Here is an 11307-nt window from a genome sequence, read left to right as displayed (position 1 = left end):
CAGCGGAGGGCGCGGCTGCAGGGCTGCCACGCTGCGCTCGATACGCGGCCACAGGTGAGCCGTCGGTGTAGTGGGTTCGACAAGATCGGTCAACCCCAGCAAGCGGCGCTCCCAAGTGTCGACCGCCGTGCGCAGCTCGGCATCGTCGCGCAGGCGTTGTTGAACCTGGCTGCGCAGCTCGGCCGATAACGTGCCCAGCACATACTCGCTGGCCAGCTCGTCGCGTTCTTCCGGGGTTTCGTCAGCAGGTCCGGTGATCATCCCATGCACTCGCGCAATGCCGTCAGGCTCCGCCTGATCCAGGCTTTGACGGTACCCAGAGGGGTGCCGAGTTTGTGTGATATCTGTGCGTGGGAGTACCCGTCAACGTAGGCATGCACGATGCAACTGCGCCGGTCCGGGTCCAGTTGCTCCAGGCAATGATGAATGCGCCCCGAGTGCAGATGCGCATCAAAGGCTTCGGTAATGATCGGCACGTCCGGTTCACCTTGGGTTTCGCGGCTGTGATCTCGAATGAAATTAAGCGCCAGGTGCCGGGTCACGCTGTACATCCAGCCCCGCGCCGACCCTCGTGCCGGATCGAAGCGGGCGGCGCCGGTCCATATCTTGAGGAACGCATCGTGAACGATGTCCTCCGCCAGTGCCGTGTCGCGCACCAGGCGCTTGGCAACGCCGAGCAGGCGCGGACTCTCCTGCACGTACAAATCCCGCAAGGCCTCACGCTCGCCGCGACCGCAGGCGGCCAGGTGGGCTTCGTAATCAAAAAGAGGTTCGGGCAAGGACACTGTGCTCAGCCGTTAGCGGGTCGTGAATGCAATCTAGCAAACAATGCGGATACCTGTGTGCGAGCCTGCTCGCGATAGCGGATCAAGATCCGGCAGTGGACGACTGACGGTCCGTTATCGCGAGCAGATGCATTACCTGACTGCCTACAGGGCGGCCCAGAAAATATAGTCTGCCTGGTACTTCACCACTTCCTGCTTGCCCTTGTTGGCGGTGGTGCATTCGGTGCCGGGTGCCACGCCGCCCTTGAGGGCCACGCGCTGGATGTAACTGACACCGCTCATCGCGCCTTTACCCTCGGCAGGATTGGCCTTGACCAACTGATAGGGCAGGTTACCCGGGCTCGACGGGGCCACGGCGAGCTGCGTACCGGTAACTTTCGAGCCATCTTTGGCCTGCCAGGTCGCCGGCGGCCCGAAGTAGGTGCCGACCTGTTTGCCGCTGCGGTCATTGAGCACGGCCTTGGGCCCGACAAACACCCATTCCGTCATCCCGGCCGCACCCGCCTTGTCGCGGCATTCGTAAGTGATCTCGCCGACCCCGGTGGTTTCCATGGCGACCTTGTGGCCGTCAGGAACCTTGATGCTGTCGGGCAGGGCCGTCTGGGCGAAGGCTGCAGGAACGGCGGCGAACAAACCGGCAAGGCAAATCAGCTGTTTGGCGTTCATCAGTATCTCTCCGAAAATGAGTATTCCGCTGGGCAGCATCTACGGCTGCTACAGGTACTACCCGCCACGCAGCGATTTGGATGCAGCGCTGAAAAAAGAAATTTTCCCGCGCCACCAGAGTCAGCTGCTACAAAGAGATAACCGCAAAGGAGGTGTGTATGTATCAGCTCTACGGACACAAGAACTCCGGCGCTGCGGCGATAGAAGCGGCGCTGGAACTGTGTGAGATTCCTTATCGCTTCATCGACGTCGAAGCCACTCCGGAGGCGGCCAAGGCCTTGGAGAAACTCAACCCGCTCAAGCAGATCCCCACGCTGCAACTGCCCGACGGCAGCATTCTCACCGAGAGTGCGGCGATCCTCATTCATCTGGGGCTGACGTTCCCTTCCTCGGATTTGCTGCCCGGCAATGTCGCCGAGCGGGATCAGGTCATTCGCGGATTGGCCTACATCGTCAGCAATTGCTACGCGGCTATTGGCATCATCGATTATCCCGAGCGCTGGCTGGTGGAGGCGGATGAGACGTCCCGGCAGAACCTGATGGCCGGTGCGCGGCGGCGATTGCACTGGAGTTGGGAGGTGTTCGCGGACCAGTTCTCCGGCGAGCTGTACCTGGGCGATGAAACACCGGGGGCGCTGGATGTGCTGGCAGCGGTAGTGACGCGTTGGGCCGGCAGTCGCGAGCATCTGCGCAGTGCCCGACCCGGGTTTTATGCGTGGCTTGAACGCATCGACCGGCACCCGACACTGGCGCCGGTGTTTGCCCGGCATTGGCCGAACTGAAGATCAAAGATCAAAAGATCGCAGCCTCGTTTCACTCGACAGCTCCTACACGGAAATGGGGTGCACCCCGTAGGAGCTGTCGAGTGAAACGAGGCTGCGATCTTTTGATCTGCTCTTTCAGGTTATTCGCCGCGAATGTATTGCTCCAGCTGCCGAATCAACTCAGCCTGTTCGGCAATGGCTTCCTTGACCAGGTCGCCGATCGACAGCAAACCGATCAATTTGCCGTTCTCGACCACCGGCAAGTGCCGCAGACGCTTGTCCGACATGATGCCCAGGCAGGTGTCGACGGTTTGATGGGTGTCCACCGTAATGACCGGCGACACCATGATGTCGCGAACCGGCGTGCCGACCGAAGAACGACCATGCAGCACCAGTTTGCGCGCGTAGTCCCGTTCACTGATGATACCCAGCACCTCGTCATTCTCCACCACCAGCAAAGCGCCGACGTTCTTCTCGGCCATCTTCATCAGCGCTTCGAGCACCATATGGTCGGGTTTGATCTGGTGCACTTCCTGATTCTTCTGATCTTTCAACTTGAGCAGTTGGGCGACGGTTTTCATGGTGGTTACTCTGGTGTTGTCGTTGTTCTAGAAGAATCATAGACCCGGACGTCGAGGGCAAGACCGAAAGCGGCAGATAACGTGCAAAAAACGTCATTGGGCCGGTTTTTTACGGAAATTCCCCCTATACAACTCTCGGACACGCAACGGGTTTTCACACCTCACCCCCGATCCCTGTAGCAGCTGCCGAGCCTGCGAGGCTGCGTCCGGCTGCGAAGCAGTCGCAAATCGTTGCACGAGTGTCATCTGACCCACCGAAGTATCTGGTTTACGACTGCTGCGCAGCCGGACGCAGCCTCGCAGGCTCGGCAGCTGCTACAAAGGACGGCGCAGCTCTATCGATTTGTGGTGCGTAACCTGATTTCCCAATGCTCTCTTCATGCGCGATGCACAAGCTCTACCCCGTCGATGACGCGTAGAATCACCGCCCTGAATCAATATTGAGGTTGCACAGGTGGATTTACAGCAGGGCTTCGTCCTGACCCGGCATTGGCGCGATACCCCGGCCGGCACGGAAGTCGAGTTCTGGCTGGCGACCGACAACGGTCCCCGGCGCATTCGCCTGCCTTATCAACCGTCGGTGGCGTTCATTCCAGAGCAGCAGCGCGAGCAGGCTGAACGGGTGCTTTTGGACGAGAAAAACGTCGAACTGCGGCCATTGGCATTGCTGGACTTCGAACATCGGCCGGTGCTTGGTGTGTATTGCCAGCAGCACGGGCAGTTGATGCGCCTGGAAACCGCGCTGCGCAAGGCCGGTGTCGAGATGTTCGAAGCCGATGTCCGCCCGCCGGAACGCTACATGATGGAGCGCTTCATCACTGCCCCGGTCATCTTCGGCGGTAACCCCACTGCCGACGGCCTGTTGCTTGATGCGCAGATGAAACCCCATTCCGACTACCGGCCCGCACTCAGGCTGGTGTCCCTGGACATCGAAACCACCGCGCAAGGCGAGTTGTATTCCATTGCCCTGGAGGGCTGCGGCGAGCGTCAGGTGTACATGCTCGGTCCTCCCAACGGGGACGACAGCGAGGTGGATTTCCGGCTCGAATACTGTGACAGCCGAACCCTGCTGTTGAAGAAGCTCAACGAATGGTTCGAGCGCTTTGACCCGGACGCCATCATCGGCTGGAACGTCGTGCAGTTTGATTTACGCGTACTCCACGAGCATGCCCGGCGCCTGGGGGTGCCGTTGAAACTGGGGCGTGGCGGTGAAGAAATGCAGTGGCGCGAGCATGGCAGCCGCAACCACTATTTCGCCGCAGCGGCCGGACGGCTGATCATCGATGGCATCGAATCCCTGCGTTCGGCGACCTGGAGTTTTCCGTCGTTCAGCCTGGAAAACGTCGCGCAAACCCTGCTCGGTGAAGGCAAGGCGATCAGTACGCCGTACCAGCGCATGGACGAAATCAACCGCATGTTCGCCGAGGACAAGCCAGCCCTGGCCAAGTACAACCTCAAGGACTGCGAACTGGTCACGAGGATTTTCGCCAAGACCCAGCTGCTGACCTTCCTGCTGGAGCGCGCCAGCGTCACTGGGTTGCCGGCGGACCGCAGCGGTGGCTCGGTGGCGGCGTTCACCCATCTCTACATGCCGTTGATGCACCGTCAGGGCTTCGTCGCGCCGAACCTCGGAGGCCGGCCGCCAGAGGCCAGCCCTGGTGGTTTCGTGATGGACTCGCAACCGGGGCTTTACGAGTCGGTGCTGGTATTGGACTACAAAAGCCTTTACCCCTCGATCATCCGCACCTTCCTGATCGACCCCGTGGGGCTGATCGAAGGCCTCAAGTATCCGGACGACCAGGACTCGGTGCCGGGATTCCGTGGAGCGCGGTTTTCCAGAACCCGGCATTGCCTGCCCGCCATTGTGTCTCGGGTTGCCGAAGGTCGCGAGACCGCCAAGCGTGAACACAACTCGCCGCTGTCCCAGGCACTGAAGATCATCATGAACGCGTTCTACGGGGTGCTCGGGTCCAGTGGCTGCCGTTTTTTCGACACGCGGCTGGCGTCGTCCATCACCTTGCGCGGCCACGAGATCATGCTGCGCACCCGCCAGTTGATCGAAGCGCAGGGGCACACGGTGATTTACGGTGACACCGATTCGACGTTTGTCTGGTTACGCCGAGCCCACGGCCAGGAAGAAGCCGCGCAGATCGGCCGCTCCCTCGTGGACCACGTCAATCAATGGTGGCGTGAACATGTCCAGCAGGAATATGGCTTGCACAGCGTGCTGGAGCTGCAATACGAAACCCACTACAAGCGCTTCCTGATGCCGACCATTCGGGGGGCCGAGGAGGGCAGCAAAAAGCGTTATGCCGGGTTGGTGGCGCGGGCTGATGGCACCGACGAAATGGTCTACAAGGGGTTGGAAGCGGTACGCACCGACTGGTCGTTGCTGGCGCGACAGTTCCAGCAGGAGCTGTATTCGCTGATTTTCCACCGCAAGCCTTATCAGGATTATGTGCGCGATTACGTCAGCAAGACCCTGGCCGGTGAGTTCGACGATCGCCTGGTCTACCGTAAACGCCTGCGCCGCACCCTCGACGACTATCAACGCAACGTGCCGCCCCACGTGCGGGCAGCGCGCACTGCCGATGACTACAACGACCAGCAAGGCCGACCGCGGCAGTATCAGAATGGCGGCTGGATCAGTTATGTGATCACTGTCGCCGGCCCCGAACCGCTGGAAATCCGTAGAGCGCCCATCGACTACGACCATTACGTCACGCGCCAACTGCAACCGATCGCGGACGCGATCCTGCCGTTCGTTGACGATGACTTTTCAACCCTGATTGGTGGGCAATTGGGCTTGTTTTGAGTCCAGCAGCGACAGCGTCCAGTCATCGGGAATGCCATGGAAATACTGATCCAGTGCCTGATTGAACAGATTGTCAGGGGGGCCGATCTGCGCAAACAGGGTCATGGATGAGTGAAACTTCAGGTCGTCAGGGTGTCCGAAAATCTCGGCAATCGAGCGTTGTCTGATGTTCAGAACCAATTGGGTACAGGTGCGCAGGCGTGAGCCCAGCAGAGGATCATTCAGGTAGGCCGCTGACTCGGCGGCGGACTGAATGGCGAAATACCGGGACATCTCACTGCCGCCAAGCCCGGCGATCTGCGGAAAGATGAACCACATCCAGTGCCGGCGTTTGCGCCCGGCGCTGAGTTCCTCCTGGACGTGGTCGAACACCGGCGCTTGCGCCTGGATGAAGCGTTGCAGGTTGAAAGAATCCAGCGGATCAGTGCTTCTCATATAGAAGCCCTCTGATGAAACAGCGAAGGCCTAGACCATGGCCAATCGCTGTTTACGGTGTGGCACGAGAAACGCTTGGTCCAGCGCTTCCAGATCCCCGGTTTCAAGCTGCAGATCGGCGGCTTGAGCATTGAGTTTCACGTGTTCGGGCCGGACTGCTTTGGGGATGGCGATCACGGTTTTCTGACGCAGAATCCATGCTAACGCAACCTGTGCTGGTGTCACGCCGTGATGGGCAGCCACCTGCTTTAACGTCGTATGGGTCAGCATTTGCCCACCCTGACCAATGGGACAGTACGCCATTATTGGCAGCTGGTGTGCCTGGCACCACGGCAACAGGTCAAATTCGATGCCCCGTTCTTCCAGGTTGTAAAGCACCTGATTGGTGGCGCAGGCAGGTGAATTCAGCTCCTGCAGGTCGTCCACATCGAAGTTGGACACACCCCAACGACCGATCTTGCCTGCTTCGCGCAGGCGTTCGAACGCTTCTATCGTTTCTTCAAGTGGGTATTGACCGCGCCAGTGCAGCAAATACAGATCAATGTAATCAGTGCCCAGCCGCTTCAGACTGCGCTCGCACGCCTGGGGAATGCCTTTGCGGCCAGCGTTGTGCGGATACACTTTGCTGACCAGAAACACCTTGTCGCGCAGCCCGGCGATGGCCTCGCCTACGACTTCTTCGGCGCCTCCTTCGGCATACATTTCTGCGGTATCGATCAGGGTCATGCCCAGCTCAATGCCCAGGCGCAGGGCCGCGACTTCCTGGGCGTGCTGCGATCGGTCCTCGCCCATGCGCCAGGTACCCTGGCCGATGACCGGTACATCCACGCCGGCCAATTGCAAAGTGCGCATTCAAACCTCCTGACACTGTGGGGTATTTCTCTTCGGCAGCATTAACGTCGTGAGGTTCAGTGGGCAAAGGCGCTGGGGTACCGGACCCTATACGCATCAGCGAGTTGCGTGTCGCGTGTGCGCATGAACGTCTTGAAATCAGGCACCAGAAAGACCAGCAATGACAACAGCAGCACCATGGCACCCAGCAACGTGATCGTCAGCGCGACGCCCATTGTGGTGATCATGCCGTTCATCGCGAAACTGCCCAAAGGGCTGGCCGCCGCAGATAGAAACGACACGGTGGCGAAAATCCGGTTGCGGTGATCCTTGGGCGTCGCCAGCAACCTCACCGCCGAGGTCGGAATGTTGATCAGCATCAGGCCGATGCCGCCGCAGAAAAATGCGAGGGGAACGATGACCGACGAGGACACGGTGCCAACGACCAACAAATTACCCCCCAATAATGCAAAGCCCGCCGACACACACAGGTCACGCGATAGGCGCTCGCCGAGCCAGCCGATGACCTTGTAGCTGCCGGCCAGGATACCCAGGCCGAAACACGAGTCCAGTAGGCCGATGTAAGTAACGGGGTACTGGATGACGTCTTTGACGTACAGGGGAAGCAGAATAGTAAAAAAGGGGAAAAGGGCAAAGTTGACCAGCATGGCAATCATCGCCAGGAAAAACTCGACCTTGACGCCGTAAACGACTTTGAAGCCTGAACAGATCATCCTGAAACCGCTGGTTACCCGCGTTTTTGCGTCCGTCTCCTTGGCACCTGTGTGCGTCGGCACCGTGGCGATCAAGGCCCCGGCAACAAGGATCGCGAAGAAATCGGCGGCCAACGCGAATGCAATGCCGAACCCATAAATCAGCCCGCTGGCCAGCACGGGCCCCAGCAGGGTCGAAAACGAGTACATGACGCTTTTACTGCGGAACGCCAGGGAGACTTTATCGTCGTCTGCGAACAGCGGAATGATCGACGCCTGGAGCGGATCGCGCACGCCGACCACCGCGCTGCCAATCATCATCAGCGCGCCCAGTGTCCAGGGATTGAAGGCGCCTGTGACGGACAGCAGCACCATCACCAGCGCGGTCAGGGCGCTCAGCATCGATACGATTTTGAGGATGAGGATCTTGTTGTACCGGTCGCCGAGCCATCCAAACAAAGGCCTGGCGAGCACTTCTGCCGCAATCGAACAGGCGATCATGTTGGCGAAATACACGGCCGAGCCGGTTTCCTGCAACGTCCACCAGGCCACGGCCAACTGGTTGCACCGACCTCCCAGCACCATGAGGAAAAAACTGAACTGCACCTTCAGCAGTTGCCGGTTGATGCCGGGGATCAGCCTGAAACCTGAATGATCGCTGCCCATGAATTCCCTTCTTTTCAAACAGCTCGCCGGATGACGTTCCTTGTCGGCGGCTAGGGTACACAGAACCGGGAGTCGATGTACCGACGGACGTTTACAGACCGTCGGCACTGCACTTTTTCAGTATTCGCGGCTCTATCCTTGGCCAGCCCGCGGCGATCCCCACCGCCGGCCAATGCCCAAGTCCCAGAATCCATGGCTCGAGTGTTACCCCTCATTACTGTGCAATTCCGATGTTATTGCCTGCTGTTCAGCGCGCTGGCGATGCTCTTCGTCAGTGGTTGCAGCCGGCAGCAGGGGCGGGACATCGTCGACCAGTTCCGCGAAGGCAAACCCCAGGAATTCCTCCAGACCAGCGTCGACCGCATGGCCACCCTGGCCATGCGTGACAACCTCGACAGCCTTTACTTGCTGATGACCAAGCTCTACCTGCGCAACCCGGACGAGTTGAAAAAGTCCGGCTTCCTTGACGCGCGCACCGCGGAAAAGCAGGTGCGCATGGCCATCGAACAGCAGCAGCCGCTGCCGACCCTGGGCGGTAAAAAAGACCTGGCCGCGTTGAGCTACGCCATGAGCCCGGAGTTTCTGGGTGACCGGGTCGGCGCGTTCATTTACGCCATCGGCAGCATGCTGGTGACCGCGCACGGCAATCGCATGGAGTTCTACATGACGGACGCGATCAACCCGGCGTTCGTCAGTAACGCCGCGCGCAACATCGAGAAAGCCACCTGGATCCTCAGTCAGCGGCAGAACCCCCAGGGCGGGCCGTTGCTGTTTTCCAACGAAATCTCGGAGGAGGGCAGCAACCTGAGTTTCGCCGTGGAATTCGGCAAGATCGTCGCGCGGCTGGACTTGCTCACTCAGATGCTCGACGAACGGTATCGCCGAATCGGCCTGAATTACGCGCAAAGTCTGCTGTTTTTGAATTTTTTGCCAGTGCAGTGAATTGAGTCAGGTAGAGTGCAAAGTTGTATACAATCTGCGCCTGCATTGATTGAAAGGGAGCTGCACACGTCATGACTGACCATGCCACTGTCGAACGCGGGCTGATCGATCACTCGACCCGAACCGAGAAACTGCCTTACGCCGCGTTATTGGCATTCGCCATGACAGGTTTCATCGCCATCCTCACCGAAACCCTGCCCGCCGGGTTGCTGACACAAATCGGTGCGGGGCTGAACGTGAGCGAGGTATGGGCCGGGCAACTGGTGACACTCTATGCACTGGGGTCAATCGTGGCGGCCATCCCCCTGACCGTCGCCACTCGCGGCTGGCGCAGGCGTCGGGTGTTGATGATGACGGTCTGCGGATTTCTGCTGTTCAACACCGTCACTACTTTTTCCACTCATTACGGCCTGACCCTGGTCTCGCGGTTTCTGGCGGGCATGGCGGCGGGTTTGTCTTGGGGAATCATGGCCGGTTACGCGCGGGGCCTTGTGCCGGTGCACCTGCAGGGTCGGGCATTGGCGATCGCCATGCTCGGCACACCGGTTGCGCTGTCGTTGGGTACGCCAGCGGGTACGTGGCTGGGAAACATGATCGGTTGGCGCGCCTCGTTCGGCATCATGTCGGCACTGGCGCTGGTGTTGGCGGCATGGATCATGATTTCGGTACCGGACCGACCGGGACAGGCCGACACCCAACGCCTGCCGCTGGCAAAGGTATTTCGCACCCCTGGCGTAAGACCGGTGCTGTTTGTGGTCCTGACGTGGATGCTTGGGCACAACATCCTTTACACCTATATCGCGCCTTTTCTGAAGCAAGCCGGGTTGGGTGAGCGGGTGGACCTGGTGCTCCTGGTCTTCGGCATCAGCTCCTTGGTGGGGATCTGGATTATCGGCCTGCTGGTCGACCGCTGGCTGCGCCGTTTGACGTTGATCAGCCTGGCCGTGTTTGCGTTGACGGCACTGGTGCTGGCGGTGGCAAATTCGTCGCCTTGGGTGATTTATGGCTGCATGGCGGTGTGGGGGCTTTCATTCGGGGGGTCGGCCACGTTGGTGCTGACGGCAGCGGCTGATTCGGCGGGTGACAATGTGGATGTTGTGCAAGCGATGCTCACCACGTCCTGGAATGTGGCGATTGCGGGCGGTGGGTTGTTGGGTGGTTTGCTGCTGGACCGGGCGGGGGCGATGTCGTTTCCGTGGGCGTTGTTGATTTTGTCGCTGATTGCGTTTGCTACGGTGTGGATCAATCGGCATTACAGCTTCAGGCCGGGGCGGCGGGTTCATTTGTAGACGCACAGTTTGCTCGCGATAGGGTTACCTGTCAGCCAACCTCGTTTCTCCCGGATGTACCCGGATCAAATGTGGGAGTTGGCTTGCTCGCGATGACAGCCTCACAGCCGATCGATATCTTCCTGATGCACCCGGATCAAACTGTGGGAGCTGGCTTGCCGGCGATGGCGGCCTGACAGTCGACAACTTTCTCTCGGATGCCCCCAGATCAAACTGTAGGAGTGAGCCTGCTCGCGATAGCGGTCTGATCGGCGGTGAGATTCCTGCGGGTGTACATATCCGTTTCTTCGGTCACGGCGGCTATTGGTTTCGCTCTTACAGCGAGTCACTTTGAAAAGCGCAAAGTAACCAAAGCGCTCTTGCCCCTTTCGTCCGGTGCCTCGCCGGGGCTCGGCATACCCTCGCTCCGGTCCTGCTCCGTGGGCCCGCCGCGATCGGCCATCCCTGGCCGTGCACGGCTAACCCGGCATCCATGCCGGGTTGCCCACTGCGCAGAACCTGCGCTCGGCCTTCCCATGGGGCAAGAAGATCAAAATCAAAAGCAGATCAGAAGCAAAGCGAGGCGGCCTGCCAACCGACCTGACTTTCGAAGTTCACGCGTTCACCTGTGGGAGCCGAGCTTGGTCCGGGCGGCGTTCCGACGATGACGGCCTGATAGACGATGGGCATTCCTCTGAAGTACTCGGATCAAAATGTGGGAGCTGGCTTGCCGGCGATGGCGGCCTGACAGTCGACAACTTTCTCTCGGATGCCCCCAGATCAAACTGTAGGAGTGAGCCTGCTCGCGATAGCGGTCTGATCGGCGGTGAGATTCCTGCGG

General features: G+C 59.7%; 10 protein-coding genes and 1 pseudogene. 4 read left to right on the top strand and 7 right to left on the bottom strand.

All coding sequences use genetic code 11. The features are described 5' to 3' along the window. From GBC55_RS28800 to GBC55_RS28790, 3 genes and pseudogenes are all read right to left on the bottom strand, one after another. Positions 1-261 (bottom strand): annotated as a pseudogene (locus GBC55_RS28800) (RNA polymerase subunit sigma-70); the annotation flags it as partial. Further along, a complete protein-coding gene (locus GBC55_RS28795) occupies positions 258-785 on the bottom strand; it encodes a sigma-70 family RNA polymerase sigma factor (protein ID WP_162441012.1) in 528 nt (175 codons plus the stop codon). The gene GBC55_RS28795 and the pseudogene GBC55_RS28800, both read right to left, overlap by 4 nt. A gap of 144 nt (positions 786-929) precedes the next feature. Continuing rightward, positions 930-1451 carry a DUF3455 domain-containing protein gene (locus GBC55_RS28790; RefSeq protein WP_162441011.1) on the bottom strand — a complete coding sequence of 174 codons (522 nt, stop codon included), beginning with the start codon at positions 1449-1451 and terminating at the stop codon, positions 930-932. A 158-nt stretch (positions 1452-1609) separates the two neighbouring features. Here GBC55_RS28790 and GBC55_RS28785 point away from each other — a divergent pair, with 158 nt between their 5' ends. After that, entirely contained in the window at positions 1610-2233 is a 624-nt protein-coding gene (locus GBC55_RS28785; protein WP_162441010.1) for a glutathione S-transferase, read from the top strand. Positions 2234-2355: 122 nt separating this feature from the next. Here GBC55_RS28785 and GBC55_RS28780 read toward each other — a convergent pair whose 3' ends face one another. After that, a complete protein-coding gene (locus tag GBC55_RS28780) occupies positions 2356-2796 on the bottom strand; it encodes a CBS domain-containing protein (protein ID WP_162441009.1) in 441 nt (146 codons plus the stop codon). Between the two features lie 454 nt (positions 2797-3250). Here GBC55_RS28780 and GBC55_RS28775 point away from each other — a divergent pair, with 454 nt between their 5' ends. Beyond that, positions 3251-5611, top strand: a complete 2361-nt coding sequence (locus GBC55_RS28775) for a DNA polymerase II (protein WP_162441008.1) — start codon at positions 3251-3253, stop codon at positions 5609-5611. Here GBC55_RS28775 and GBC55_RS28770 read toward each other — a convergent pair. The 3 genes from GBC55_RS28770 to GBC55_RS28760 are packed head-to-tail and all read right to left on the bottom strand — an operon-like array spanning position 5576 to position 8256. Beyond that, positions 5576-6046, bottom strand: a complete 471-nt coding sequence (locus GBC55_RS28770; protein WP_162441007.1) for a DUF1810 domain-containing protein — start codon at positions 6044-6046, stop codon at positions 5576-5578. The genes GBC55_RS28775 and GBC55_RS28770 overlap by 36 nt on opposite strands. Positions 6047-6076: 30 nt before the next feature. Next, positions 6077-6898: an aldo/keto reductase gene (locus GBC55_RS28765; protein ID WP_162441006.1), complete on the bottom strand. Its 822-nt coding sequence runs from the start codon at positions 6896-6898 to the stop codon at positions 6077-6079. A gap of 56 nt (positions 6899-6954) precedes the next feature. Beyond that, the gene (locus tag GBC55_RS28760) at positions 6955-8256 is read right to left on the bottom strand and encodes an MFS transporter (protein ID WP_162441005.1); all 1302 of its coding nucleotides are present in this window, start codon (positions 8254-8256) and stop codon (positions 6955-6957) included. A 192-nt stretch (positions 8257-8448) separates the two neighbouring features. Between GBC55_RS28760 and GBC55_RS28755 the strand changes: the two genes are divergently transcribed. Both GBC55_RS28755 and GBC55_RS28750 read left to right on the top strand, forming a co-directional pair. After that, the gene (locus tag GBC55_RS28755; protein ID WP_162441004.1) at positions 8449-9198 is read left to right on the top strand and encodes a hypothetical protein; all 750 of its coding nucleotides are present in this window, start codon (positions 8449-8451) and stop codon (positions 9196-9198) included. A gap of 71 nt (positions 9199-9269) precedes the next feature. Further along, entirely contained in the window at positions 9270-10487 is a 1218-nt protein-coding gene (locus GBC55_RS28750; protein ID WP_162441003.1) for an MFS transporter, read from the top strand. Positions 10488-11307 lie beyond the last annotated feature (820 nt).

It is taken from the genome of Pseudomonas sp. TNT3 (genome assembly GCF_010095445.2).
Classification (GTDB): Bacteria; Pseudomonadota; Gammaproteobacteria; order Pseudomonadales; family Pseudomonadaceae; genus Aquipseudomonas.
The sequence above is the reverse complement of the archived record's forward strand: the minus strand, read 5'-3'. Positions and strand labels throughout refer to the sequence as shown.